This window comes from Acidimicrobiia bacterium, from assembly GCA_009694375.1.
Lineage (GTDB): Bacteria > Actinomycetota > Acidimicrobiia > Acidimicrobiales > VFJN01 > VFJN01.
The window spans coordinates 24,464-50,937 of record SHVB01000006.1; the positions used below are offsets into that span (position 1 = coordinate 24,464).

At 68.3% G+C, this 26,474-nt stretch carries 25 protein-coding genes; 16 read left to right on the top strand and 9 right to left on the bottom strand.

What is annotated here, in order from left to right; genetic code table 11:
* The first annotated feature begins 32 nt into the window (after positions 1-32).
* Genes EXQ71_05595 through tsaD form a run of 7 tightly spaced genes read left to right on the top strand, consistent with a single transcriptional unit; the run spans position 33 to position 5,637 of the window.
* On the top strand, positions 33-359 hold the full coding sequence (locus EXQ71_05595) for a holo-ACP synthase (protein MSO86976.1): 327 nt from the start codon (positions 33-35) through the stop codon (positions 357-359).
* Positions 356-1,720 (top strand): NAD(P)H-hydrate dehydratase, encoded by a 1,365-nt coding sequence (locus tag EXQ71_05600; protein ID MSO86977.1) that lies wholly within the window; start codon positions 356-358, stop codon positions 1,718-1,720. Before EXQ71_05595 ends, EXQ71_05600 begins: the two co-directional genes overlap by 4 nt.
* Positions 1,720-2,844: an alanine racemase gene (locus tag EXQ71_05605; protein ID MSO86978.1), complete on the top strand. Its 1,125-nt coding sequence runs from the start codon at positions 1,720-1,722 to the stop codon at positions 2,842-2,844. The genes EXQ71_05600 and EXQ71_05605 overlap by 1 nt, the downstream gene beginning before the upstream one ends.
* 9 nt (positions 2,845-2,853) lie before the next feature.
* Complete coding sequence (tsaE, locus tag EXQ71_05610; protein MSO86979.1) at positions 2,854-3,342, top strand: tRNA (adenosine(37)-N6)-threonylcarbamoyltransferase complex ATPase subunit type 1 TsaE; 489 nt, start codon at positions 2,854-2,856, stop codon at positions 3,340-3,342.
* On the top strand, positions 3,342-4,046 hold the full coding sequence (tsaB, locus tag EXQ71_05615) for a tRNA (adenosine(37)-N6)-threonylcarbamoyltransferase complex dimerization subunit type 1 TsaB (GenBank protein MSO86980.1): 705 nt from the start codon (positions 3,342-3,344) through the stop codon (positions 4,044-4,046). Before tsaE ends, tsaB begins: the two co-directional genes overlap by 1 nt.
* 50 nt (positions 4,047-4,096) lie before the next feature.
* Entirely contained in the window at positions 4,097-4,606 is a 510-nt protein-coding gene (gene rimI / locus EXQ71_05620) for a ribosomal-protein-alanine N-acetyltransferase (protein MSO86981.1), read from the top strand.
* Positions 4,603-5,637: a tRNA (adenosine(37)-N6)-threonylcarbamoyltransferase complex transferase subunit TsaD gene (gene tsaD, locus EXQ71_05625; GenBank protein ID MSO86982.1), complete on the top strand. Its 1,035-nt coding sequence runs from the start codon at positions 4,603-4,605 to the stop codon at positions 5,635-5,637. The genes rimI and tsaD overlap by 4 nt, the downstream gene beginning before the upstream one ends.
* Here the strand turns inward: tsaD and EXQ71_05630 are convergent, their stop codons facing one another.
* Entirely contained in the window at positions 5,638-7,881 is a 2,244-nt protein-coding gene (locus EXQ71_05630) for a hypothetical protein (protein MSO86983.1), read from the bottom strand.
* On the opposite strand from EXQ71_05630, the gene EXQ71_05635 reads away from it, so the two are divergent.
* Positions 7,875-8,165: a co-chaperone GroES gene (locus tag EXQ71_05635; protein ID MSO86984.1), complete on the top strand. Its 291-nt coding sequence runs from the start codon at positions 7,875-7,877 to the stop codon at positions 8,163-8,165. The genes EXQ71_05630 and EXQ71_05635 overlap by 7 nt on opposite strands.
* A 6-nt stretch (positions 8,166-8,171) precedes the next feature.
* A complete protein-coding gene (gene groL, locus EXQ71_05640; protein ID MSO86985.1) occupies positions 8,172-9,827 on the top strand; it encodes a chaperonin GroEL in 1,656 nt (551 codons plus the stop codon).
* Between the two features lie 67 nt (positions 9,828-9,894).
* On the opposite strand, the gene dusB is transcribed toward groL, so the two are convergent.
* Entirely contained in the window at positions 9,895-10,956 is a 1,062-nt protein-coding gene (gene dusB, locus EXQ71_05645; GenBank protein MSO86986.1) for a tRNA dihydrouridine synthase DusB, read from the bottom strand.
* A gap of 50 nt (positions 10,957-11,006) precedes the next feature.
* A complete protein-coding gene (locus tag EXQ71_05650) occupies positions 11,007-11,780 on the bottom strand; it encodes a septum formation inhibitor Maf (GenBank protein MSO86987.1) in 774 nt (257 codons plus the stop codon).
* 41 nt (positions 11,781-11,821) lie between these two features.
* On the opposite strand from EXQ71_05650, the gene EXQ71_05655 reads away from it, so the two are divergent.
* Together EXQ71_05655 and EXQ71_05660 are read left to right on the top strand one after the other, a co-directional pair.
* Positions 11,822-12,667: a CoA pyrophosphatase gene (locus EXQ71_05655; GenBank protein ID MSO86988.1), complete on the top strand. Its 846-nt coding sequence runs from the start codon at positions 11,822-11,824 to the stop codon at positions 12,665-12,667.
* Between the two features lie 49 nt (positions 12,668-12,716).
* Positions 12,717-13,661, top strand: coding sequence for a nitronate monooxygenase (locus EXQ71_05660; GenBank protein MSO86989.1), 945 nt, complete (start codon positions 12,717-12,719; stop codon positions 13,659-13,661).
* On the opposite strand, the gene EXQ71_05665 is transcribed toward EXQ71_05660, so the two are convergent.
* From EXQ71_05665 to guaB, 3 genes are read right to left on the bottom strand one after another with little or no spacing between them, the layout of a single operon-like run.
* Complete coding sequence (locus EXQ71_05665; protein MSO86990.1) at positions 13,649-14,107, bottom strand: GNAT family N-acetyltransferase; 459 nt, start codon at positions 14,105-14,107, stop codon at positions 13,649-13,651. The genes EXQ71_05660 and EXQ71_05665 overlap by 13 nt on opposite strands.
* The gene (locus EXQ71_05670) at positions 14,104-14,817 is read right to left on the bottom strand and encodes a hypothetical protein (protein MSO86991.1); all 714 of its coding nucleotides are present in this window, start codon (positions 14,815-14,817) and stop codon (positions 14,104-14,106) included. The genes EXQ71_05665 and EXQ71_05670 overlap by 4 nt, the downstream gene beginning before the upstream one ends.
* 47 nt (positions 14,818-14,864) lie before the next feature.
* Positions 14,865-16,406: an IMP dehydrogenase gene (guaB, locus tag EXQ71_05675; protein ID MSO86992.1), complete on the bottom strand. Its 1,542-nt coding sequence runs from the start codon at positions 16,404-16,406 to the stop codon at positions 14,865-14,867.
* Between the two features lie 78 nt (positions 16,407-16,484).
* On the opposite strand from guaB, the gene EXQ71_05680 reads away from it, so the two are divergent.
* From EXQ71_05680 to EXQ71_05695, 4 genes are all read left to right on the top strand, one after another.
* A complete protein-coding gene (locus EXQ71_05680) occupies positions 16,485-17,444 on the top strand; it encodes an alpha/beta hydrolase (GenBank protein ID MSO86993.1) in 960 nt (319 codons plus the stop codon).
* An 82-nt stretch (positions 17,445-17,526) separates the two neighbouring features.
* Positions 17,527-18,633 carry a GuaB3 family IMP dehydrogenase-related protein gene (locus EXQ71_05685; protein ID MSO86994.1) on the top strand — a complete coding sequence of 369 codons (1,107 nt, stop codon included), beginning with the start codon at positions 17,527-17,529 and terminating at the stop codon, positions 18,631-18,633.
* Entirely contained in the window at positions 18,630-20,201 is a 1,572-nt protein-coding gene (gene guaA / locus EXQ71_05690) for a glutamine-hydrolyzing GMP synthase (protein MSO86995.1), read from the top strand. The genes EXQ71_05685 and guaA overlap by 4 nt, the downstream gene beginning before the upstream one ends.
* Complete coding sequence (locus EXQ71_05695; GenBank protein ID MSO86996.1) at positions 20,192-20,782, top strand: hypothetical protein; 591 nt, start codon at positions 20,192-20,194, stop codon at positions 20,780-20,782. The genes guaA and EXQ71_05695 overlap by 10 nt, the downstream gene beginning before the upstream one ends.
* A gap of 18 nt (positions 20,783-20,800) precedes the next feature.
* On the opposite strand, the gene EXQ71_05700 is transcribed toward EXQ71_05695, so the two are convergent.
* Genes EXQ71_05700 through EXQ71_05710 form a run of 3 tightly spaced genes read right to left on the bottom strand, consistent with a single transcriptional unit; the run spans position 20,801 to position 24,202 of the window.
* Positions 20,801-21,814, bottom strand: coding sequence for a TIGR03621 family F420-dependent LLM class oxidoreductase (locus EXQ71_05700; protein MSO86997.1), 1,014 nt, complete (start codon positions 21,812-21,814; stop codon positions 20,801-20,803).
* Positions 21,733-22,596 carry a hypothetical protein gene (locus EXQ71_05705; GenBank protein ID MSO86998.1) on the bottom strand — a complete coding sequence of 288 codons (864 nt, stop codon included), beginning with the start codon at positions 22,594-22,596 and terminating at the stop codon, positions 21,733-21,735. The genes EXQ71_05700 and EXQ71_05705 overlap by 82 nt, the downstream gene beginning before the upstream one ends.
* Positions 22,597-22,606: 10 nt before the next feature.
* Positions 22,607-24,202: a sulfatase gene (locus EXQ71_05710; GenBank protein MSO86999.1), complete on the bottom strand. Its 1,596-nt coding sequence runs from the start codon at positions 24,200-24,202 to the stop codon at positions 22,607-22,609.
* Between EXQ71_05710 and pcrA the strand changes: the two genes are divergently transcribed.
* Positions 24,201-26,444: a DNA helicase PcrA gene (pcrA, locus tag EXQ71_05715; protein MSO87000.1), complete on the top strand. Its 2,244-nt coding sequence runs from the start codon at positions 24,201-24,203 to the stop codon at positions 26,442-26,444. The two genes, EXQ71_05710 and pcrA, sit on opposite strands and share 2 nt — an antisense overlap.
* Positions 26,445-26,474: the final 30 nt, after the last annotated feature.

Below are 26,474 nucleotides of genomic sequence, written 5' to 3' on the forward strand. Positions count from 1 at the left end.
GGATCGGGGTGGATGTGTGTGAGGTGGATCGGATGCGCGCCGCCCTGGTGCGTACCCCCACCCTCCGGGGCCGTGTATTCACCGACGCGGAGCAGGCCTACTGCGACCGTCGAAAGGACCCGGCGGAACGGTATGCGGTGCGGTGGGCCGCCAAAGAAGCCGTGTTGAAGGCGCTGGGCGAGGGGGTAGGGGCGTGTCGCTGGACCGAGATTGAGGTGGTGCGGGCCGTCACCGGCGCTCCCTCGGTGGTCCTGCACGGTGGGGCCCGGACCCTGGCGTTGGAGCAAGGAGTCAGCCGCTGGCTTCTCACGATGACCCATACCCGCCGGGTGGCCGAAGCCATCGCGGTGGCCCTGTGATCGCGGTCCTCACACCGGCCGAGATGGCGGCGGTAGACGCGGCCGCTCCGGAGGCGGTGGAGGTGCTGATCGAACGCGCCGGTGCCGCCGTGGCTGCCACGGCGCTGGCCATGCTGGGCGGAGGCTACGGCCGACGGGTGGTGGTGCTGGCGGGAAAGGGCAACAACGGCGCTGATGGTCGTTCGGCGGCGGTGCGCCTGCGTCGTCGCGGGGTGCGGGTACAAGTAGTTGATGCGGCGGCGGCGCCCGAGCGCTTGCCACCCGCCGACTTGGTGGTGGACGCCGCCTACGGCACCGGATTCCGGGGGTCCTATGAGGCACCGGCCAGCGCCGGCGCGCCGGTGTTGGCCGTGGACATCCCCAGCGGCGTGGATGGCCTCACCGGGAGGGCGGGTGGGCGCGTCCTGGCCGCCACTCGAACGCTCACCTTGGCGGCGCTGAAGCCCGGGCTTCTCCTGCCGCCGGGTCGCGCCCTGGCCGGCGAGGTGGTGGTGGCCGACATTGGCCTCACGACGACCTCGCCCACCGGTGTGGTGGAAGCATCCGATGTACGGGATTGGCTGCCCCGGCGAGCGAGCGAGACCCACAAATGGATGGCGGCGGTGCTGGTGGTGGCCGGTTCGCCGGGTATGGGTGGGGCGGCGTATTTGGCGGCGGCCGCCGCCCAACGGGCCGGTGCTGGCATGGTGCGGGTGGCTTCCCCCGGGGGGGCCCACGAAGCCGCTGCGCCAGTGGAGGCGGTCGGCCTCGCGCTGCCCGCCGAGGACTGGGCCGCTGGGGTGCTCGACGGGCTGGAGCGATGCCACGCCTTGGTGATCGGACCGGGCCTGGGTACGGCGGAGGCTACCCAGGAGGCGATCAGAGCGGTGCTGGCCGCCGCCACCGTACCCGTGGTGCTGGATGGCGATGGGCTCAGGGCGGTTGGCCGCGCCGTCGGGGGCGCTCTCCGGGCCCGCACCGCCGGCACCGTGCTCACGCCCCACGACGGGGAATACGAGCGACTGACGGGCGAGCGGCCCGGAGCCGATCGTCTCGCCGCGGCCCGGTCGTTGGCGTCGGCCACGGGCGCGGTGGTGTTGCTCAAGGGGAGCACAACGGTGGTGGCTGATCCCGGTGGTCTCGTACGTATCATCACCAACGGTGACGCGCGTTTGGCTACCGCCGGTACCGGCGATGTCCTCAGTGGCATCATCGGTGCCCTTTTGGCGCGCGGCCTCGCCCCTTTGGAGGCCACCGCCGTGGGGGCCTGGCTTCACGGTTCTGCCGCCACACTCGCTACCGCCCCCGGGTTCGTGGCCCGCGACCTGATCGCTACGTTGCCGGGCGCTCTTGGTCTGCTCTCCGCAGCCGGGGAGGTCTAATGGCGCGGGCCTGGGCCGACATTTCACTCGACGCCGTGGGGGCCAATGTGCGCGCCCTGTGCGAACGAGTGGCCCCCGCCTCGGTGTGCGCGGTGGTGAAGGCCGACGGCTACGGACATGGTGCGGTCCCCGTGGCTCGCGCCGCGTTGGGGGCGGGCGCCACCTGGTTGGCGGTGGCCCAGGTGCCCGAAGCGACGGCTCTACGGGCCGGAGGCATCGTGGCGCCGGTACTGCTGCTGTCGGAACCGCGACCCGATGAGGTTGATGAGGCGCTGGCGGCTCGGGTCGACGTCACGCTGCACACGGCTTCTCTCATCGCCGCCGTGGGCCGCGCGGCCGCCGATCGCCCGGACGGGTCGTCGCCGGTGAAGGTGCACCTCAAGGTCGACACCGGGATGCACCGGGTGGGTGCCGCCCCCGCCGACATGGTGGCCCTCGCCCGCCAAGTGCAGGCGCACCCGGAACTTGATCTGCAGGCCGTGTGGACTCACTGCGCGGTGGCCGATGAGCCGACCCGGCCCGAGACGGCGATGCAGTTGGAGCGCTACGAGGCGTGCCTGACCGACCTCGCCGCCGCCGGGATCACCGTGCCCCTCCGCCACGCGGCCAACTCGGCCGCGGCCCTGTTTCACCCCGCCAGTCGGTACGACCTGGTCCGGTGTGGCATTGCGATCTATGGGATCGCGCCGGCGCCGTCGCTGGCGGTGGGTCTCCCCCTTACTCCCGTGGTGCGGCTGGCCACCGAGGTGTCCTTCGTGAAGCCGGTGGCCCAGGGCGAGGGAATCTCCTACGGCCACCGGTTCCATACCGAGCGCGACACCGTTATCGCCACGTTGCCTATCGGCTACGCCGACGGTGTGTTTCGGCGGCTGGGTGAACTTGGCCAAGAGGTGCTCATCGGTGGTCGCCGCTATCCAATGGTGGGCGCGGTGACAATGGATCAGATCATGGTGGATGTGGGTCCCCACGCCGAGGTGCGGGCCGGTGACGAAGCCGTGCTTCTCGGAACCCAGGGCGACGAGCAGATCAGCCCGGAGGATTGGGCGGTACGGCTCGGCACCATCTCCTATGAGGTGGTGTGTGCGATCGGTGCTCGAGTCGAGCGCCGTCACTTGTCCTCCTAGGATCAGGGCGTGCCTATCGTCGCTACCACCGCCTCGGTCGAGGAGACGCGACTCCTCGGCGAGGCAGTGGCCACGCTGGCCAGTCCGGGCGATGTGGTGGTTCTGGCGGGCGACCTAGGGGCGGGGAAGACTGCGTTCGTGCAGGGCTTTGGTCGGGGCCTGGGGGTGCAAGAGAGAATCACCAGCCCCACCTTCACCCTGGTGCATGTCTACGACGGGCGTCTGGCGGTGCACCATCTCGATGTGTATCGGTTGGAGCACTTGAGCGAGGCGTCCGACCTCGGCCTGGCCGAGATGCTCGACGATGGTGGGGTGGTGCTGATTGAGTGGGGGGATGCGATTGCTCGTCTGCTCCCGCACGACCATCTCGACGTGCGGCTCACCTTTGGAGCCGACGACGATGACCGGGTGATCGAGTTGGTTCCGGTGGGTCCGCACTGGGCTCGTCGCACCGATGCGTTGTTGGCCGCGCTGCAGCCGTGGGCGGGTGGTGGATGATGCTGATTTTGGGGATCACGACCTCCACCTCCCAGGTGGGCTGTGCCATCGGTGGCCATGAGGGGGTGTTGGGCTCAGTGCACTCGGCGCGCGGACGTCGACATGCCGAGACGCTTACCCCGGCCATCGAGTTCCTGTGCCGTCAGACCCGGGTGGAGCTGAGTGAGATCAGCGCTATCGCCGTGGATCTCGGGCCCGGAATGTTCACGGGGCTACGGGTGGGTGTGGCGGCGGGTAAGGCCTTGGCCTACGCCCGGCGCCTCCCGATGATCGGGGTCACCAGTCTCGACTTGGTGGCTTTCCCGCTGCGTCACTCACCGCGACGGATTGTGTGCGCTCTCGATGCGGGACGCGGGGAGCTCTACCACGCCGCCTACCGACGGTCGCCCGGCGGGGTGGAACGGCTCACCGAGCCGGTGGTGGCCTCACCCGAGGAGTTGGCGGCGGACCTCTCCGCTCGCGCCGACGAGATGCTCCTCGTCGGCGATGGCGCGCTGCGTTACCAGTCGTTGTTCGACTCGTTGCGGAGGGTAGAGATGGCCGACGTAGGGGAGGCCTACCCGTTGGCGGGGTCATTGGTGCAGCTCGCCCATGCTCGGGCCCTGCGCGAGGACTGGATCAGTCCCGCCGAACTCACACCGCTGTATCTGCGCAAACCCGACGCCGAGATCAACTGGACAACGCGCGATGGAGTGTCGAGTTGATGGAGCAGTCGTTACCCCGGGTTGATTCGACCGACATCACCATCACTGCGATGCGCCGACGGCACCTGCGCAGCGTGTTGAAAATCGAAGCGCAGGTCTATCCGCGTCCGTGGTCGATGGGCCTATTTAACAGCGAGATCGGCTACCGCGAGAGCCGCCGGTACATCGTGGCCCGGGTGGGTACGCGGGTGGTGGGCTACGGCGGGTTGCTGCTGGTGCTTGACGACGGACACATCACCACGCTGGCGGTTCATCCAGCGTGGCACCGGCAGCAGATCGGTACGCGCCTTCTCCACTGCTTGACCTCCGCCGCTATTGATCAAGGGGCCAAGAACCTCACGCTGGAGGTGCGGGCGAGCAACCAGGCCGCCCAGGGGCTCTACCGGGCCTTTGGGTTCGCTCCGGCAGGAATCCGCAAGGGGTATTACGCAGAAAACAAAGAGGATGCCATCGTGATGTGGGCGAGCGATGTGGATACCGCCGACTACGCCGCTCGGCTGGCGCGGCTCACCGCTGGCATCACCGGAGCGACGGTGGTGGAGGAGTTGGATCACCGATGACCATGTCCAACCCCGGCCGGGGGCGCATCCTCGGCATCGAGACTTCCTGTGACGAGACGGCCGCCGCGGTGGTGCAGCGCGGGACGTCGGTGCTCTCGTCGGTGGTGAGTAGCCAGGTGGATCTGCACGCCCGCTACGGCGGGGTAGTACCGGAGATCGCCAGTCGGGCGCATGTGGATGTGCTGGTGCCCGTGGTGGCCCAGGCGTTCGTGGAGGCTGGTCTCTCGGAGGTGTCGGCGGGTGGTGAGTCCGCTATTGATGCGGTAGCGGCTACCTACGGGCCCGGCCTGGTGGGGGCGCTTCTGGTGGGGGTATCGGCCGCTAAGACATTGGCCTTGGCGTGGGACGTTCCCTTTATCGCCGTAAACCATCTCGAGGCGCATCTGTACGCCGCCTTGTTAGAGGACCCCGATCTCGAGTTCCCTCTCGTGGTGTTGCTGGTCTCGGGGGGTCACACGATGATCGTTCTGATGGAGGGCCACGGGCAGTACCAGGTGCTCGGCTCCACCATCGACGATGCCGCCGGTGAGGCCTTCGACAAGGTGGCGCGCTACCTCGGGCTCGGCTACCCCGGTGGGCCGGCCATCGATGCACTATCGGTGCACGGCGACCTCGAGGCGATTCGGTTTCCTCGGCCCATGGCGGGCGACGGCACCTACGACTTTTCGTTCAGCGGCCTGAAGACGGCGGTGGTGAACCATGTGCGCAAGCACCCGGAGGTGACCGCTGCTGATGTGGCGGCCGGTTTCCAGGAGGCCGTGGTAGATGTGTTGGTCACCAAGACGCAGGCTGCTGCGCGCTCGGTTGGGGCGCGCGGGCTTTGTCTCGGTGGGGGCGTGGCAGCCAACTCGCGTCTGCGCGAGCGTTTCTTGGACGTGTGCCTGGCCGACGGAATCCGCGGCTTTCTACCGAGCCGGGCGATGTGCACCGACAATGCCGCCATGGTGGCGAGCACCGCCTGGTACCGGTGGCAGTCCGACGGCCCATCGCCTCTCGACACGGGAGCCCACCCCAATCTCGGGCTGAGCTGATCAGCCGAGCACGGCCTCGACCTCGCCGGTCGAGCCCACCCGGGTGAGTTCGGTTCCGACCACGAGGAAGTCGCCGCCGTCGAGCCGCAGCACGCGCTGGGCTTCCCCAGCACCGGTGGCGACGGCCGTTATGCGGAGGCTGGTGCCGGTCGGGTCGAGCATCACCAGGCGAGCCTGCGGGAAGGTCGAGGGGTAGACGCACTCCAAGAGCGCCGTCACCCGGGCTTCAATCTGCGGCAGGACGGGTGGCACCTCGCTGTCGCCTCGCACCTCCATCTGGCGGTACTGCTCTTCGACCTGGCGCTGCGCCTCCTCGAGCTCGGCCTGGGCGTTGGCCAGTGGACCGCACCGGGCCGGGCGCTCGGCCACCCGGTCGTTGGCGGCTAGGAGCAGCTGCTCCCCTTCGGCGCGCAGGGCGTGGTGGTCCCACACCACCGGGCTGTCGGCGCCGACCCGCACCGTGTGGAGGAGCCGGGGCGCCGTGGGTTCGCCCACGTCGAACAGGCGCGCCAACACGTCGCCATCGTCGCCGGGACCGAACCCGATCACCTGGGTGGGGCTGATCGGGTGCAGGTAGGCGGAGAAGCCCGGGATCTCGATCTCGCCGAGCACCCTTGGTGCGGCAGGGTCGGCCAGGTCGATCACGTAGAGCGGATCGGTCTGCAGGAAGGTCACGGCATACGCGGTGTCACCCGCGAAGCGGATGCCGTGCAGCGTCTCCCCCTCGTGCCCAAAGCGCGGGCTGCGGCCCACCACGTCGAGCGCGCCGTCGAGGTCGAGGGTCACGATCTCGCTGAGGCCCACTCCGGCCGAGGCCACCGTGGTGGTGGTGGTCGGCGCTTCGGTGGTGGTGGTGGTGGTCGGCGCTTCGGTGGTGGTGGTGGTCGGCGCTTCGGTGGTGGTGGTGGTCGGCGGCTCCGGCGGGGTCGTGGTCGTCGTGGGCTCGTCTGGTGCCGGCTCGCGGGCGGCTGAGCTAGCGGTGTCCTCCACCACCACGCCCACGTCGGGCTCGATGGCCATGGGCCCCTCCGGCGGAGCGAACCCGCCGAGGGTGACCGCGGCGCGGAGGTGTCCATCGTGCTCGTCGAGCGCGAACTGGTTGATGAGCTGACCGGTCACGGAGCCGGATCCCGTGAGCTGGAGATCGTCGAGGTCGAAGCGGTGGATGCCCGTCACCGGTCGCGGGGCGTCGATCGCCGGGGTACTCACGTAGAGCGCCGTTGCGGTGACGAGCACGTTGTCGCCGGCGCCCACGATCTCGGCGGCCGCGGTGGGTCGAAGCGCCCCGGTGGTCGAGAAGGAGGTCACCAGGGTGGTGGCCGGGCCGCCGGGCAGCGGGGAGTGGAGCACCTCGTCGCAGGGCACCGGCGACGTGCCGCGGAAGGGCAGTACCTCGTTGGGGGCCACCTCCCCGTCGCGCTCGATGGCGATCCCTGACTCCATTGGCAGCACGTCGTCGTCCACGACCACCAGGTGCACCGCGGCTCCGTCGCGGCGCAGGTCCACGAGCCGCCCGGCGACGCTCCACGAGGTGGCATCCGTGAAGCCGTCCCCGGTGAGGACGGCTCGGGTGAGGGTGGTCGACTGCCCCTCGTAGCTGACGGCCCAGAGCGTTGTCCCCTGCTCATCGACGGTGATCTGCGGAGCCGGTGGCACCGGCAGTGTGGCGAGGACCACCTCCCCGCCGGCGTCCACGAGGACCACACGGTCGTCGCGGGCGACGAGTAGGCGGCCATCAGCCAGCACCTCCACCACGTCGAGCTCGTCGACCCCGGCTACCTGGGTGTTCGTGCCGCCGCCGCCGCCGGAGGCCGACTCGGCCGTGGGCACGGCGACCGACCGGCTGTCGGCCTCGTCGAGGGTGAGGGGCCCGGCGTCGGTCGCCGCCTGGACGAGGTGGGCCCGGAGCTCGCCGCACCCCGAGAAAGTCTCGAGGCCGACGGCGGAGGCGTTGTCCACGCTGAGCACGATCGAGGCCCCCACCACGGCGAGGCTGGCGACGAGGCTGGCGACGAGACGGAGCCACCGCGACGGGTGGGGAGTGGTGGGATGGGGCACGGTGGCGACCTCCGGTATGGCTAGTTGCGTAGCGGGACCCCTGTTGGACGTTGTCGGGGGGCTCGTTGGTTCCGCGCTGGCACTCGACGGTTGCGAGTGCTCATCTTCCCGGCCTACAGTTAGCACTCGCACTATCCGAGTGCTAACCCGTATTGCCAGCGTCACGGAGGCGCCCAGACATGTCACTACAGCCCCTTGAAGATCGAATCATTGTCCTGCCTGGCCAGGCCGAGGAGACCACCGTTAGCGGTTTGGTCATCCCCGACACGGCTCAGGAGAAGCCCCAACAGGGGAAGGTGCTCGCCGTCGGCCCCGGCCGTCGGTCCGAGCAAACCGGAGAGGTCATCCCGCTTGACGTCAAGGTGGGCGACATCGTCGTCTACAGCAAGTACGGCGGCACCGAGATCTCTGACGGTGGCGATGACGTCCTTATCCTGAACGGTCGCGACGTGCTCGCGATCGTCAAGTAGGCCCCCATGGCGAAACTCATCAAGTTCGACGACGAAGCGCGTCGGGCCCTCGAAGCCGGTGTGAATGCCCTCGCCGATGCCGTGAAAGTCACCCTCGGCCCCAAGGGTCGCAACGTGGTGCTCGAGAAGAAGTTCGGCGCTCCCACCATCACCAACGACGGCGTGTCCATCGCCCGTGAGGTGGAGCTCGAGGATCCGTTCGAGAACATGGGTGCGCAGCTCGTGAAGGAGGTGGCCACCAAGACCAACGACATCGCGGGTGATGGCACCACCACCGCCACCGTGCTGGCCCAGGCTCTGGTGAAGGAGGGCCTCCGCAACGTGGCCGCCGGCGCCAGCCCCCTCGGTCTGAAGCGCGGCATCGAGGCCGCCGTGGCCGCCGCCGTGAAGGACATCGAGACCCAGGCCAAGGAGATCGACGACAAGTCGGAGATCGCCCAGGTCGCCTCGATCTCCGCCGCCGATCCCTCCATTGGCAAGGTGCTCGCCGACGCCATCGACAAGGTGGGCAAGGACGGCGTGGTCACCATCGAGGAGTCGAATACCTTCGGCATGGAACTCGAGTTCACCGAGGGAATGCAGTTCGATAAGGGCTACCTGAGCCCCTACTTCGTCTCCGACCCGGAGAGGCAGGAAGCGATCCTCGAGGATCCGTACATCCTGTTCGTGAACGGCAAGATCTCCTCGGTCCAGGACCTGCTCCCGGTGCTCGAGAAGGTCATGCAGTCGGGCAAGGCCATGCTGATCGTGGCCGAGGATGTTGACGGCGAAGCGCTGGCCACTCTCGTGGTCAACAAGATCCGTGGCACCTTCAACTCGGTGGCCGTCAAGGCTCCCGGATTTGGCGATCGTCGCAAGGCGATGCTCCAGGACATGGCCATCCTCACCGGTGCCCAGGTCATTGCCGAAGAGGTCGGCCTGAAGCTCGACAACACCACGCTCGATCTCTTGGGCAAGGCCCGCAAGGTGGTCATCACCAAGGACAACACCACCATTGTTGATGGTGGCGGCAACGCCGACGACGTGAAGGGCCGTATCGCCCAGATCAAGCGGGAGATCGACGACACCGACTCGGACTGGGATCGTGAGAAGCTCCAAGAGCGTCTGGCGAAGCTGGCGGGCGGCGTGGCCGTGGTGAAGGTCGGCGCCGCCACCGAGGTGGAGCTCAAGGAGAAGAAGCACCGTATCGAGGACGCTCTCAGCGCCACTCGGGCGGCCATTGAGGAAGGCATTGTCGCCGGGGGCGGCACTGCTCTCCTGCGGGCCCGGGCGGCGGTGGCCAAGGTGGTCAAGAAGCTCGACGGTGACGAAGCCACTGGCGCCAAGTCGGTGTGGCAGGCCCTCGAGGCCCCCGCCCGCCTGATCGCCAGCAACGCTGGACACGAGGGTGCGGTAGTGGTGGAGCAGGTAGAGCGCGAGAGCGGTCCTACTGGCTTCAACGCCGCCACGGGCGTGTTCGAGGACCTGGTGAAGGCCGGCGTCATCGATCCCGCCAAGGTCACTCGTGCGGCGCTGCAGAACGCAGCGTCCATCGCGGCGATGATCCTCACCACCGAGGTGCTCATCACCGATGCTCCCGAGCCGGCGGGCGCCGGCGGCGGCGGCGGTGGCGGTATGCCCGGCGGTATGGGCGGTATGGGTGGTATGGGCGGGATGATGTAATTCAGGCCCAACGCCTGCCATGGTGTGGGAACGGCCGCCCTTCGGGGCGGTCGTTTCGCGTGCTGGATCAGCCGCCCGAGACGAGGAGTTCGGCGCCGGCCGGGGGCGTGGGGTCTTCGACCAGATCCAGCCAACCCTCGGGGAGATGCACCGGCCGCGGGCCGTTGGTGTGGCCGCGGGCGGCCCGGAGGGCGTTGTCCTTGATTCTGGCCTCGGGGTCGAATTCGGCGATGAGGGCGTCGAGGTCGGCGAGGGTGGCCACGAGGGCGGCCCGGGCCCGGCGCTGACTCCCGGCGGGATACCCGGTGAGGTACCAACTGGCGTGCTTGCGGAAGGACTTCATGCCCCCGACTTCGCCGTTCCAATCCACCAGCCGTTCGGCGTGGTCGCGCATCACGGTGCACACCTCGCCGAGGAGCGGGGGAGGCTGTACCGGGCGGCCGGCAAAGGCATCGACGAGGTCGCGAAAAAGCCACGGGCGTCCGAGACACCCCCGCCCCACCACCACCCCGTCGCAGCCGGTTTGCTCCACCATGGCGAGAGCGTCGTGGGCCTCCCAGATGTCGCCGTTGCCGAGCACCGGGATGGCGGTCACGTGGGCTTTGAGGGCGGCGATGGCCTCCCAGCGAGCCGTCCCACTGTAGAGCTGCTCGGCGGTGCGGGCGTGCAGGGCCACCGCGGCGGCACCCTCCTCTTGCGCAATGCGACCAGTGGGCAGATAGGTGAGCAGGCCGTCATCGATGCCCATCCGGAATTTGATCGTCACCGGCACGGCCCCGGCCGCCGCCACGGCCGCCCGCACGATGTCGCGCAGGAGTCGTTGCCGCACCGGTAGGGCCGATCCTCCGCCCTTGCGGGTGACCTTGGGAACCGGGCAGCCAAAGTTCATGTCGACGTGGTCCACGCCCACTTCGTTGACCAGGAATCTCACCGCCTCGCCCAAGGTGAGCGGGTCGGTGCCGTAGAGCTGCACGGAGCGAGTGGCCTCGGACCCATCGAAGCGCAGCATCGACAGGGTGCGCTCGTTGCGCTCCACCAGGGCACGGGCGGTGATCATTTCCGAGACATAGAGCCCCGCACCGAAGCGGGAGCACACGCCCCGGAAGGGTGCGTCGGTTACCCCCGCCATGGGGGCCAGCACGATAGGGGGGTCCACCACGAGGGGGCCGATCCGGAGGGTCACGGCATTCGCCACAGGCTGGTGATCTCAATGTGGATTTCGGCGAGCAGCCGACGCAGCAGCGGAAGCGACAAGCCGAGCACGTTCCCGTGGTCGCCCTCGATGCGCTCCATGAAGGGAGCGGCGTAACCGTCGATGGTGAATCCACCGGCCACTGCCAGCGCTTCGCCGGTGGCCAAATAGGCATCCATCTCCTGCTCAGAGGGAGTGCCGTAGTGCACGATCGTGGTGGCGACACCACTGGCCTGGCGACCGTTGGCCGTGTCGATGACGCAGAGTCCTGAGTGCAGGATGGCGCTGCGCCCCGCCACCGAGGCCCACCACGAACGCGCCTGGTCCACGGAAACGGGCTTGCCGCGAGTGGCGCCGTCCACATCCAGGACGGTATCGGCCCCCACCACCACGGCGGGGTGGGGGAGCCTCTCGGCCACCTTCTGCGCCTTACGCTCGGCCAATCGCTGGGCCACCTCGGCGGTGGGGCCGGTTACGTCGTCTTCGGCCACGCCACTCACGACGACCTCGGGATCGAAGCCCGCGTCGAGCAACAGCCGGAGGCGGGCCGGCGAAGCCGAGGCGAGCACGAGGCGGATAGTCACCCCCCCAGCGTGGCCGGTGGTGACCACGGCGGTCGAACCGGGGGATGGGGCCGATAGTCTCTGATGTATGGATAAGCCTCTCCCCGACCCCAGCAAACTCCTCGTGGATTGGATGGAGTGGGAGACGGGTACCACCCCGCCCGGCAAGGTGATCAGCAACCTCAAGACGCACGGCATGCGGGATCTGCTCGAGTCGCTGGCGGCGGCCCAGGGCGGCAGTGCCGCCCACTGATCGGTCGTCCGGCGACTGGCCGAATCGTTCGGCTCGCCAAGCGGCGGCCGCCGGTATGGCCGGATGGCCGGGCCCCGGGGAGGCTTCCCCGCCGCCGACCATCCCCGTACCCTCCGGCCGCGGGGGCGCGCAGATCATTCCGAGGCCGCTGAAGGCCCGACCGGGCAGGCCGGCTCCGTGGGCCGATCTGCCTGTCGAGCAGCGGCGCCCCACCCTGGCCGATGTACGGGTCGTGCTGGCGGCGACGGGCCCACCGGCGGCGGAGCGGGTGGCGGCGGCGGAAAACGTTCTGGCGGCCGCCGTGTTGGCGCCGTTGTACGAGGAGGACGGTGAGCTCTTTGTGCTCCTCACCCGGCGCAGTTGGGAGATGCGAAGCCATTCCGGCGAGGTGAGTTTTCCCGGCGGGCGACGCGACCCGAACGACATTGACCTGTGGGCGACGGCCTGTCGGGAGGCCCACGAGGAGATCAATTTGATGCCGTCGTCGGTGGAGCAGATCGGGGAGCTCAACCATCTGGACATGGTGACCGGGCAGTCCTTGATCGTCCCCTACGTCGGGGCTCTGGCGGGTCCACCCACCATTGCGGCCAACCCCCAGGAGGTGGAGGCCATCCTGTCCGTCGCGGTGGCCGAGTTGCTCGACCCGGCCATCTTTCGTGAGGAGCGCTGGACGTTCCCCTGGGCGGCGGATCATCCGATCTACTTCTTTGAGTTGGTGGGTGACACCGTCTGGGGGGCCACTGGCGACATGCTGCATCAGTTCTTAGGTCTGATCACCGGAACCGGTGCCGGCGGCCCACCAGCCCCCCGCTCGAGCCACGGCCGGGCGTAGTTGAGGCGGTGGTTCTCGCCCCTTGGCGGTGGGCGGCCAAGATAAGGGCATGACCGCCACCTTCTCCAACCGTGTCACTGAACTCCTCGGTGTCGACATCCCCATCGTCCAAGCGCCGATGGGCTGGATCGCTCGGTCCCCGCTGGCCAGCGCCGTCTCCAACGCCGGCGCCATGGGGATCATCGAGACGTCGTCGGGCGAGCTCGACATCATCCGTGACGAGATCCGCAAGATGCGCGACCTCACCGACAAGCCGTTCGGGGTGAACATCGCCCAGGCCTTCGTGCGCGACCCGTCCATCGTGGAGTTCGTCGCCGATCAGGGCGTGAAGTTCGTGACCACCTCGGCCGGCAGCCCCATGAAGTACACGGGCGCCCTCAAGGCCGCCGGGCTCACGGTGTTCCACGTGGTGCCCGACCTGAAGGGCGCGCTGAAGGCGGTGGATGCCGGGGTCGACGGCCTCATCGTCGAAGGCGGGGAGGGCGGCGGCTTCAAGAGCCCCCGACCCGTGTCCACGATGGTGCTGCTACCGCTGGTGGTATCGAAGGTCGACATTCCCGTGATCGCCGCCGGTGGCTTCGTGGACGGACCGACCATGGCCGCCGCCCTGGCGTTGGGCGCCGAAGGTGTGCAACTCGGCACTCGCATGGTCTCCGCCCTCGAGTCACCCATCCACGAGAACTGGAAGCAGGCGGTGATCGATGCCCGCGAGACCGACACGGTGTTCCTGAACCAGCACACCTCGCCCGCCTTGCGGGCCCTGCGCACCGATCGCACCAATGCGCTGGAGTTCGATACGGAGACCAACGCCATGGTCCTCTTCGGCAACGCCATGGACCTCTACTTCGGCGGCGACATGGAGGCGGCCGTGGCGCTCTCAGGCCAGGTCGCCGGCCGCATCGACGACATCAAGCCAGTCGCCCAGATCATCGAGGAGTGCGCCCGGGACTGCCTCCAGGTCCTCGCCGATCTCGCTCAGCGCTATCCGGGCTGATCGAGCCTGCGGGAGAAGTGGGTGTCGGTGTCGTCGTGGCCGGTCTCCACGAACCCGCACGCTCGATAGAGCGCACGAGCGCTCACCCACGGGGTGTCGGTGAGGACGATCACCTCCGCCAGGCCCCGCTCCCGCGCTCGGCGTAGGAGGTGTTCGACCACCCCGCGAGCCAGGCCCTCGCGGCGATGGCGGGCATCGACCGACATGCGCACGATCTGCCCCGTTCCGTGGTCTAGCGGCACGAGCGTGCCCGTCGCGATGATCCGCCCGCCGGCCTCGATCACGACGACATCGGCCCCTCGGTCGACGTAGGTTGAGCGGATGTCGTCGAGGTCTGGATTGGCGGACGGCTCGTAGGCGTCGCCCCACCGCTCACGCATGCCCGCCAGGATCAGGTCCCGCACCGAGGCGTGATCGTCCGCCACGAACGGGCGCGCGTCACTCATGGACACCGCAGGAGCGGTGTGGCGCGCTCTGCCTCCGCGCGTCCGGCCGCCTCGGACTGGAGGGCCGCGGCAACGATGCGGAAGACGGCCGCTCGCGCGAGGTCTCCGGGGTCGATGAGGTCCGACCTTTCGGCCGGGGCTCCGTGCCAGCAGATCTGATCGAGCACCGCGACGGCAGTGGCGAAGCCGACGGGACGGCGGTAGGGCGACAGGTCGATCACGACACCGGGGCCCCGCGCGGGGAACAGCACGTTGCCGGCGAGGTCACAGTGCACGACCTGCACCGGTCGGTCGTCGTGAGCCGGGACGAGCTCCAACGCCCGTGCCATGCTCGCCTGCACCTCCGCGGAGAGCTCGGCGGGCACAGGCTGTTCGTGCCAAGCGACGCGATCGGCGATCGCCCAGGGCGTGGTGCGCGCGGCGAGGGCGTCGGGCCAATCGGGCCGCAGACCCTTGAGGGCGGCGTGGAGTCCTTCGCCGATGGCGAGCACCTCGTCCCACCGCTCGGGTTCGGGCTTCGCGTCGATCCACTCGGTCGCTCCCCAACCACCCGCGAGCCAATCACCGGCATCCGTTTGCACCGGCCGGGCGACCATCGGCAGTGCCGCGCTCACGACGGCGATGTAGTCCGCCTCCACGGGATCGCCGATCTGCTTGAGGACGAGCCACCCAACGCGCCACGCTCCGAGGCTCGCGTCACTCAAGAGCACGGGCTCGCCCTGGGTGCCGAAGGCCCGACACACGGCGGGCGGCGGCGCTACCAGTAGTTCGGGGCTTCCTTGGTGATCGTGATGTCGTGGGGGTGGCTCTCGCGTAGACCGGCGCCGGTGATGCGGATGAAGCGACCGCGCTCTTTGAGCTCCTCGGTGCTGCCGGTGCCGCAATAGCCCATGGCCTGACGGAGGCCGCCGACGAGCTGGTGGAGCACGTTGGCCAGCGGGCCCTTGTAGGCCACGCGACCCTCGATGCCCTCGGGCACGAGCTTGTCGGTGTCCACTACGTCGCCTTGGAAGTAGCGGTCCTTGGAGAACGAGCGGGCCTTCATGGCGCCCATCGACCCCATGCCCCGGTACTCCTTGAAGCGCTCGCCCTGGTGCAGCACCACCTCGCCCGGCGACTCGTCCACCCCGGCGAGCAGCGAGCCGAGCATGACGACATCGGCTCCGGCGGCCAGCGCTTTGGGGATGTCGCCCGAGAGCTGGATGCCCCCGTCGGCGATGAGCGTGATCCCGTGACGCTTGGCCGCTACTGAACAGTCATAGATGGCCGTCACCTGCGGAACCCCCACCCCGGCTACCACGCGAGTGGTGCAGATCGATCCCGGGCCAACCCCCACCTTCACACCGTCGGCTCCGGTGGCGGCCATGGCGTCGACCGCTTCGGCGGTGACGACGTTGCCGCCGATGACTTCGATGTCGAAGCTGCCCTTGATCGTCTTCACTACATCGAGCACGCCCTGGGAATGACCGTGGGCGGTGTCGACGACGAGGAGGTCGACGCCGGCCGCCACGAGGGCTTCGGCCCGTTCGATGGCGTCGGGTCCCACCCCGACGGCGGCGGCTACGCGGAGCCGACCGCGCTCATCCTGGGTGGCGAGGGGGTACTCCGTCTGCTTCTTGATGTCCTTGACGGTGATGAGGCCGCGCAGCGTGCCGTCGGCGTCGACGATGGGCAACTTCTCGATGCGGTACTGCCAGAGGATGTCCTTGGCCGCATCGAGCGTCGTGCCCACCGGAGCGGTGACTAACGGTGCCGCCTTCATGACGCGGTCAACGGCCTGGTCGTGGTCCTCTACAAAACGCAGGTCACGGTTCGTGAGGATGCCCACCAGCAACCCAGCACCGTTCACGATCGGGACGCCCGAGATCTTGTAGCGGGCCATGAGGTCCAGGGCCGCCCGCACCGGCGCATCCGGCGGCAGGGTGACCGGATCGGTGATCATGCCGCTCTGCGAGCGCTTGACCTTGTCCACTTCCAGTACCTGATCGTCCAAGGAGAGGTTCCGGTGCACGACACCGATCCCGCCGTGGCGAGCCATGGCGATCGCCAGGCCGGCTTCGGTCACCGTGTCCATGGCGGCGGAGATGATCGGGATGTTGAGACGAATGGTGGGCGTGAGCAGGGCGCTTGTGCTCACCTCCGACGGGAGAACATTCGACTCCGCCGGGAGGAGGAGAACGTCGTCGAAGGTGAGCCCCTCCTTGGCAAACTTGGGCGGGTATCCCGAGCCGCTGAAACCGAGGCCGTTTGCCGCCGCGCCGTCGCTGTCTCGAGGGAAGGGGCGGGGAGTGCTCTCCATAGACCAAGTGTAGTCAGGCCGGTCTCCAGCGCCACCGTGGCCTCGCGAGGGGGGGCGAAGCTGGGTAGCGTTCCGGTCATGGTGGAGCCCGATATCGATCCGCGACGCTTCGTCATCGAGTCCTTCTCTGGTCGGGGGTTCTCGCAGGCCTACATCCGCCAAAACCCCGGCGGGGTGCCTCTCCTGCTTGTCCACGGCTGGCCCGAGAGCAAGCGGATCTTCTGGCGGGTGATCGAGCCGTTAGCGGCGGCAGGGTATGAGGTGATCGTGCCTGACCTTCGCGGGTTTGGCGACAGCGACGTGGGCCCTGATGGCTTCCACGACGTGGCCTCCCACAGTCGCGATCTCCACGCGCTGGTTACCGAGGGCCTCGGCCACGAGCGCGTGATGCTGTGCGCCGGCGATCTTGGGGGTCCGGTGATCCAAGACATGGCCTTGCGCTTCCCGACGCTCACCGACCGCCTGGTCCTGTTCAACTCACCGCTGCCTTATGACCGGGAACGCATGGGATCGATGCAGACCCGTCCCGCCGCCGAGGCGAGCGATTACTTCCTGCGCCAGGGGATGGATGGCGATGCGTTAGCGAACGAACTGGCCACGCCGGAACAGCGTCGTCGCTACATCGCCACGTTCTACACCTCACGATTTTGGGCCCATCCGGGTGCCTTTATGGGCGATGCCCCGGGGGTGTTCGGACCCTTCGGTGGTACCGATCAGGTGGATTTCCATACCGAACCGTTCGGGGAGGAGACCCGGTTGCGGGCCTCCTTCGGCGGCTACGCCAGCGTGTTCGACCTGGCCCAGCGCTCCGAGCCCAGCCAACTCGCTCGCAACGAACATGTGCGCGCCCTCCTGCTGTTCGGGGCCTCGGACCATGTGATCTACCCGGATTTCGACCGGATGGCTGCCGTGGTCTTTCCCGACCATGACGGCCCGCACCGCCTAGCCCGGTGCGGGCACTTTGTGCCCTGGGAGGCGGCCGGTGATCTGGTGGCTCACCTCACCCGGTTTGGCCTGGATCGGCTCCGCCACCGCTAGTGGGAAGGCCAGTTGTGCGGGAATTGGTCGCCCACGGGCTACGGTACTCCCTTCCTCAAACGGGACGGAGCGCCCCGCCGCCATGACTGACGTCGAGATCGGCATCGGTAAGACCGGACGTCGTGCCTACGGCTTCGACGACATCGCCATTGTGCCCAGCCGACGGACGCGCGATCCAAAAGACGTTGACATCTCCTGGGATGTCGACGCCTTTCACTTCGACCTGCCGGTGATGGCGGCGCCCGCCGACAGCGTCGTCTCGCCCGCCACCGCCATCGCCTTGGCTGGCTTGGGCGGCCTGGGGGTGCTGCACGTCGAAGGCCTCTGGACTCGTTACACCGACCCGGAACCATTCCTTGATGAGATTGCCGCCCTCCCTGCCGAGGCCACCCTGCGGCGGATGCAGGAGATCTATTCCGCTCCGGTGCAACCCGATCTTGTGGCGCAGCGCATCGGCGATCTGAAGGCGTCTGGGATCACCGTGGCGGTGGCCTGTACCCCCTCGGGTATTCCCGCCCTAGCGGCCACCATCCTGCAGGCCGAACCCGATCTGTTGGTCATCCAGGGCACGGTGGTATCGGCCGAGCACGTCTCGCGCGATAACGACCCGCTGAACCTGAAGGAGTTCGTCCGCCATTACGAGATTCCCGTGATCGTGGGCGGTTGTTCGTCGTACCAAGGGGCCCTGCACCTCATGCGCACCGGTGCCGCGGGGGTGCTGGTGGGGGCTGGATCGGCGGCCTCGGGCACCACCCGGCGGGTGATCGGCGTGGGGATCCCGATGGCCACGGCCCTTGCCGATGCTCGCGCCGCCCGGATGCGTCATCTCGACGAAACCGGTGTGTACGTGCACGTGGTGGCCGATGGCGGGATGACCACCGGTGGCGACATCGCCAAGGCCATTGTGTGCGGGGCTGATGCGGTGATGATCGGCGCCCCCCTGGCGGCGGCCGCCGAAGCCCCCGGCCGCGGGTATCACTGGGGCACCACCACGGCTCATGCCACCTTGCCCCGCGGTCAGCGCGTCGTCGTTGAGAGCCATGGCACCCTCGAGGAAATCTTGGTGGGGCCGGCGCGTGAGGCCAACGGCCGGTCGAACCTCCTTGGCGGTCTGCGACGGTCGATGGCGCTGTGTGGTTACCAGACGCTGAAGGATTTCCAGAAGGCTGAGGTGGTGGCGCTGTCATGACTGCCGGGCTCGAAACCGTGCTCGTGGTGGACTTTGGCGCGCAGTATGCCCAGTTGATTGCGCGGCGGGTGCGGGAGGCGCACGTGTACAGCGAGATCGTGCCCCACACGATGTCGGTCCCCGAACTACTCGCCCGCAACCCGGCGGCCATCGTGCTCTCGGGGGGTCCGGCGTCGGTCTACGCCGAGGGTGCCCCGAGCGTGGACCCGGCGTTGTTCGAGGCGGGCGTGCCGATCTTGGGGATCTGTTACGGCTTCCAGGCCATGGCCCAGGCGTTGCAGGGCACGGTGCAGCGCACCGGGGTGGCGGAGTTTGGTCGCACGCGCCTCACCGTGACCGCCGCCAACTCCGTGTTGTTGGCGGGGCTACCGGTTGATCAGTCGGTGTGGATGAGCCACGGCGATGCCGTGTCGGAGGCCCCGGCGGGGTTTGTGGTGACCGCCCACACCCCCGACGCCGCCGTCGCCGCCTTCGAAGACCCCCGCCGCCGCCTCGCCGGTGTGCAGTTCCATCCCGAGGTCGTGCACAGCGAACACGGTCAGGCGGTGCTGGAGCACTTTCTCTACGACATCGCCGGGCTGGCCCCGTCGTGGACGATGACCAACGTGATCGAGGAACAGGTTGCGTCCATCCAAGCCACCGTGGGCGACAAACGGGTGCTCTGTGGCTTGTCGGGCGGGGTGGACTCTGCGGTGGCGGCGGCCCTCGTGCAGGCAGCGGTGGGCGACCGCCTCACCTGTGTGTTCGTGGACCACGGCCTTCTGCGGGCAGGGGAAGCCGAACAGGTGGAACGAGATTTCGTGGCCGCCACCGGGGTATCGCTCAAGGTGGTGGATGCCCAGGAACGCTTTCTCACCGCTCTCGTGGGCGTCACCGATCCGGAGGAGAAGCGCAAGATCATCGGGCGCGAGTTCATCCGCGTGTTCGAGGCCGCCGCTCGCGAGGTGGTGGCCGCCCCGGGGGCGCAGGGGGAAGCAGTGGACTTTCTCGTGCAGGGCACCCTCTATCCCGACGTGGTGGAGTCCGGGGGTGGGGCCGGGACCGCCAACATCAAGAGCCACCACAACGTGGGCGGACTCCCCGATGATCTGCAGTTCTCCCTCGTGGAACCCCTCCGCACGCTCTTCAAGGACGAAGTGCGCCAGGTTGGCTTGGAGTTGGGCCTTTCCGAGGCCATCGTGTGGCGTCAACCCTTTCCCGGCCCGGGCCTGGCCATCCGCATCGTGGGGGAAGTGACCCAGGAGCGGATCGACATCCTCCGCCACGCCGACCAGATCGCGCGTGATGAGTTGTCGGCGGCGGGGCTCGACCGCGACATCTGGCAGTGCCCGGTGGTACTCCTCGCCGCCGTGCGTTCCGTGGGGGTGCAGGGCGATGGCCGCACCTACGGCCACCCGGTGGTGCTGCGCCCCGTGTCGAGTGAAGATGCCATGACCGCCGACTGGACACGAGTTCCCCACGACGTGCTCGCCCGCATCTCCACTCGCATCACCAACGAGGTGCGTGAAGTGAATCGGGTGGTCCTCGACATCACTTCGAAGCCGCCGGGAACCATTGAATGGGAGTAGCGAGTCGCCTCGGGGTGGCTGCGTTGGTGGTGCTGGCGGCGTGCGCGGGAGGGGGGACCGATGATGATGACGGCGCGTCGCTGGGCGACACCGTGCCGCCCGTGCCCGTTACCGCTCCTGTCCCACCGGCGGTTTCACCGGAGGGCACAGGGGTGGTGGTGGTAGGTGGCACCAGCAGTTCCTTCGTCGTCACCGCCTGCCGACTGGAGGCTGCCTCGCCCGCCGCGTCCGACCCCGCCCGGTTGCCGCCGGTGGTGCTGGTCACCGGGGAGGGTTCCACCGCCTTGGGCGTGCCCTTCACCGTGGAGGTCAACCGGTTTGTGACCGGTGTCGATGTGCAGACCTTCACCGACACGATCTCCTACGCCGACACCGCTCGGATTCTGCAGGCACAGCGCATCGAGGTGACCGGCCAGGTACGGGATCTCCGCGACCCCGATGCCGCCACGTCGCTGATTCGCACCCGCGCCGATGGCCTGTCGGCCGTGGGCATCGCTGGTCCCCCCGGAGCCGACGCTGATGCCGACGGCACCGTGGGGTTTGCCCTCGACGCCACCTGCCTGGCCGAACCCAAGGCCTAATCCGTCCTCCTGGTGAGATCAGGTGCCGGTGAGTTGGGCTACCACCGGGGCGAGGGCATCGAGTTGGTCGCCGGAGACCCCGAGGTAGGAGATGCCCCACCGCTCCCGTTGGGCCAGGAGTTGCTCGGCGATTTGGGGCACGGTGCCCACCATGGCGTGGGGGGTGGCCGCCGCCTCGGCGGGGGTGAGGTGGAAGGCCGGGGCCAATTCCTCGATCACCCCGGCCCGGTCCTCGGTGATCATGGCGAGGTGCACGCGTACCTGGAGTTCAATGCCCCCCAGGCGCTCCCCAGCGGCCTCGCGGACCCAGCGGATCTTGCGGTCGGTGGCCTCGGGCGTGCCGTCGGGGAAGACACGGGCGTCCATCACCCCGGCCCCGAGATTCACGTTGAGGGCCACGACATCGGCGTGGTGCGCGGCCAGGCGCAAGACCCGTTTTCCGCCGCCCCCGATCACGATCTTGGGGCCACCGGGGGTGAGGGGTTGCGGGTACCCCACCAGGTCGGTAATCCGGTAATGACTGCCGTCGTGGTGTACCGGGTGGGTATCGAAGATCTCGCGGATGATGTGCAGCGACTCCTCGAGCCGGTCCACCCGGCGTCCGGCCGATTCCAGTGCCATCCCCGCCGCCGCGTAGTCGGTGGCCATCCATCCGGCGCCGAGCCCCAGTTCGAAACGCCCGCCGCTCAAGACGTCGAGAGTGGCGGCTTCCTTGGCTAGCACCACGGGGTGGCGGTAATCGTTAGCCAGCACCATGGTGCCGACCCGCAGTGAGGTGGTGGCATCGGCGGCGGCCATGAGGGCCGGAATGGGTGCGAAGCCGTCGTCGAAGTGGTCGGCGATGGTCAGCGTGGAGTAGCCGAGATCCTCCACCTTGCGCGCCAGGGCCCGCCAGCCCACCCCGTGGGCGGGTCCGCGGCACTGGATCCCGAACCGAAAGGGGTGAGGGGTCACGCCAGCGGGCGGCCGAAGGGGAGCGCTGGGCGCCAGTTGGCGAGGTGGGTCTCGGCCTGGAGGGTGGCGGCCATCCACAGGTTCGTGCCTTCTTGCGCCAGCGCCGCCACCGCATCGTGGACCCGAGTGGTGGGATCGCCGCCGTCGGGGTCCATGGCGGCCAAGAGGGGAGCGGCGGTGGAGAGGTAGTCCGGCACCACGACTACCCCGGCGCGACCGAGCACGGCGAGGGCACGCGCGGTTACCGGCACCGGTGTGAGCGGCACCACGACGGCGGCGTTCACGGTGTCGGCCAGATCGTGTTCGAGCACACCGGCCTTGCCCGCCACCAGCAGCGCGTCGCAGGGGCTGTCGAAACCGGCCTGGGTGTGGGCGATGGCTCCATTGGCCCTCGCCGACGCGGCGGCCGCTTCGGCGAGGGGACCGCTTCCCACGATGGCCAGCCGCTTGCCCTCCAGCGAGCCCAAGGCGCCGAGGGTGGCGGCCACGACGCCCTCGCCGGCGGTGGTCCCCTCAAAGGCGGCGCGGCGCTGTTCCACCCGCCCCAGGCCCGTGAGGTCGGTTGCTCCAATGCCCACGCCCGGTCCGGGGAGCCAGCGGCCTTCCTCCACGAGCGGAGCCACTTCCTCCACAAAGGCGGCTACGGCGGCCTCCCGGTCGTCGGGTTTGGCGTTGATACCGGCCGAGCCGCCACCCACCGCCAAGCCGAAACTGGCGGCCGCATAGGTGGTGGAACGCGCCAGCAACTCGGCGCCATCCCGCAGCACTTTGGGGGCCTGGCGAACCACTCCCATGGCGGGGGTGTCGTCTAGGTCGAAGACGATGAAGGCATCGGTGGAGGTGAGCTTGTGAAACTGCACGGTGTTGGTTCTAGCCCAGGCCGAGACGGATGCGTTGCTCAGTGGGGGCTTCGATGGTATTGAGCGCCTCCAGCAGGAGCTCAGTCATCTCCGTCTCGGCCACTCCGCCGGTGTCGTTGCGGACCTCGCCGGTGGCGTCGGCCTCGTCGCGGTCGTAGAGCAGATCGTCGCTGAAGGTGCCGCCGGCCCAGAAGGGCAGCGCGTCGCTGGCGTCGAAGGGCTGGCGAATCACGGGTGTGTCGCTGCCGGGCAGATGATCCAGCCAGGCGCGGTGATCGGGGCGCGGCATTCGGTAGCCCAGTACACGGATCGGCATGGTGGTCCAGCGATTGGAGAACATCGACAGCGGGCGATTTCCCTCCACCGGTGCCCGCGCGAAGGTGCGGGTGGCGTCGGCTACGTGCACCTCGCGTCCCCACACGCCGCACAGGGCCCATTCCCGCACACTGCTGGTGCGGCCTTCCAGTAACGGCACGAGCGAATGGCCGTGCGTGCGGTGCTCGGGGTTTACCCCGAAGGCATCGCACAGGGTGGCGTGGAGATCCACGGTGGTGGTGAGGGCGTGGGTGGTGGTGGGGGCGACGCCGGGCCAGGAGATCAGGAGCGGGATGTGGCCCATCTCGGGGTGCACGGGAACCTGCGGTTTGCCCCAGAAGCCGCGTTCGCCGAGGTAGTGGCCATGATCGGTACACAGCACGAAGGCGGTGGTGTCCCAGGCATGGTGACGATCCACGACGTCGAGGATCCGCCCGAGCCAGTGGTCGATCATGGAAAGTTTGGCGCCGTACTGGCTCCGCAGGTGCACGCTCTCGCGGTCACTGAGGCCCGATTCGGCCTGGTTGCGGGCGTAGGGCGGCCAGATCATGCGCTCGCCTTCCCAGTCCGGGTCGTAGCGGGTGGCCCAGGGCTCGGGAACGTCGAAGGGTTCGTGGGGGTCGAACTCGTCGACCACCAGCAGGGCCCGCTCATGGGGTTGGCGTTCGGCGCTGAGTTCGGCGTCCAGCCACCGGGCCCCGGCGGTCATCGTTTGTGGCCCGGGGAAGTCGGCCTCGGACCGGAACCAACTGCGAGAGATGTCGTAGGCGTGCTCCCACTGGCCGCGCCGCGTCGGCGCGCCGATGAAGGAGGGATCCACGCGGGTGCGCCAGGGGTCGTCCTCGTGGCCCCGGCGGTAGTCCCAGGCACCGAAGTCGGCGTGGTAGTTCTCGCCGCCGCTCTCAAATAGGTGCGGGTGGTCCGAGACGAGCATCGTGGAGATCCCTGCGTCTCGGCGCAGCAGGTGGGTGATGGCTTCCTCCCACACCTCAATGGACCCCCACGGACGCCAGGGGAAGTCGAGGGCCCCCACGAGGAGGTCGTGGCGGGCTGGCATGCAGGGGAGCGAGCCGGTCTGGTGGTTGGTGAAGCGCACCGACCGTGCGGCCAGCCGATCAAGGTTCGGCGTGTCGAACTCACTGCCGCCGTAACTTCCGAGCAAATGCCGGTTGAGGCTGTCGAGTAAGACCACGACAACATCCCGGGGGGCAGTCACGGAACGCGAGGGTACTCCTGGCGGATGTGGGTCGGTGAGCGATGTCCCGGTGGGCTTGTAGCGTGGGGCGCCCATGAGTCCTCCCGATGATTCCCTCCTCGCCGGGCTGAACCGCATGCAACTCGAGGCCGTCACGCACACCGGGGGGCCGTTGCTGGTCGTGGCCGGCGCTGGCTCGGGAAAAACTCGCGTGCTTACCCACCGGATCGCGTATCTCATCGAACATCACGGGGTGAGCCCGTTCGAGATTCTGGCCATCACCTTCACGAACAAGGCAGCCGAGGAAATGAAGCACCGCGTCGGTGCCCTAGTGGGTCCGGTGGCCGAGAAGATGTGGGTGTCCACCTTCCATTCCGCCTGCGTGCGGATCCTGCGCCGAGATGCCGATCGCATCGGCTACCCCAAGCAGTTCACGATCTACGACCAGGCCGATGCCAACCGCCTCACCGGCTATGTGATCCGCGATCTTGGGTTGGACGCCAAGCGGTTTCCCGCCCGGGCGGTGCACGCCACCATCAGCGCGGCCAAGAACGACCACGTGAGCGTGGCCGCCTACACCGATCGGGCGCAGGTGATCTACGAGCGCAAGATCGCCGACATTTACGCCGAGTACCAGGCCCGCCTCGAGCGCGCCGGAGCGATGGACTTCGACGACCTCCTCAGCCTTGCCGTCACCCTTTTCCAGCGTTACCCCGATGTGTTGGAGAGTTATCGCCATCGCTTCAAACACGTGATGGTCGATGAGTATCAAGACACCAACGCGGTGCAGAACGAGCTGGTGCTCCTGCTGACAAAGGAGCATCGGAATGTGTGCGTGGTGGGCGACGGCGACCAGTCCATCTACAAGTTCCGGGGCGCCGACATGCGGAACATCCTCGAGTTCGAGAAGGCGTTCCCCGATGTCACCATCGTGCCCCTCGAGCAGAACTACCGGTCGACGCAGACGATCCTTGATGCCGCCAATGCCGTGATCGCCAACAACGTGAGTCGGCAGCCCAAGGTGCTGTGGACCGACCGGGGTGAGGGTCGCCAGATCGTGCGCTACCACGGCAACGATGAGGTGGAAGAAGCCCAGTGGGTCACTCGCGAGATCGCTACCCTCCACGATGGTGGCGACCTGCGCTGGGATGACGTGGCGGTGTTTTACCGCACCAACGCCCAGAGTCGGGTGGTGGAGGAACACCTCACCCGCTTCGGTGTGCCGTACAAGGTCATCGGGGGTACCCGGTTCTACGACCGGCGAGAGGTGAAAGACGCGCTGGCTTACCTGAAGGCGGTGGTCAACCCCACCGACGAGGTCTCGGTGAAACGGGTGATCAACAGTCCTAAGCGGGGAGTGGGCGACGGCAGCATCGCCAAACTGGACCTCTACGCCGCCACCCACGGGGTTCCCTTTATGGAGGCTCTCACTCAGGCGGCGGCGGCGGGGGTAACGGGCACGGCGGTGAAGGGGATCGCCGAGTTCCTCGGATTGCTCGAGGGCGTGGCCGACTTGGCCCAGGCCGATCGGCCGGCGCCCCTGCTGCAGGCCCTCCTCGACCGGTCGGGCTACCTGATCGAACTGCAGGAAGAGCGCGGGATCCAGACCGAGGGGCGCCTGGAAAATCTGGCGGAGTTGGTGGGGTCGGCTGAGGACGCCGAGACCATCGCCGAGTTCCTGGAGCAGGTGAGTTTGGTTGCCGACACCGACGAGATCGGTGGCGACACCAGCCAGGTCATGCTCATGACGGTGCACGCCGCCAAGGGTCTCGAGTTCCCGGCCGTGTTCATCGTGGGCTTCGAGGAGGGCGTGTTTCCCCATCTGCGATCCATCGGGGAACCCACCGAGATGGAGGAGGAACGTCGTCTCGCCTATGTCGCCATTACCCGGGCGCGTGAGCGCCTCTATGTGAGTCACGCCTGGTGCCGCACCCTCTACGGCAGCACGCAGTACAACCCGCCCAGTCGTTTCCTGGTGGAGATCCCCGAGCATCTGGTGGAGCCCATCGAACAACGGCGGGCGAGTCGGGGAGGCCACACCAACGGCGGGGGCGGCTACACGCCCGGTGGCGGGTCGAGTTACCGCTCCGGTGCCGCGACGGTGGGGGCCAATCGCGATCGCATCGTGGAGCGGGCACTCTCGGCTGGCCCGGGCCGTCCGACCGGGGCCGAGCAACTGGGCTTGAGCACCGGCGATGACGTTGAGCATCCCAAGTGGGGCGAGGGTGTGATCCTGCAGATTCGCGGGGAAGGCGACCGGGCCGAGGTGGTCGTGCATTTCCGAACGGCCGGGGAGAAGGTGCTGCTCCTGTCGTGGGCCCCGCTCACCAAGATCTGAGCCAAGCCGCGCCGCTGCCGACCCTTCGGC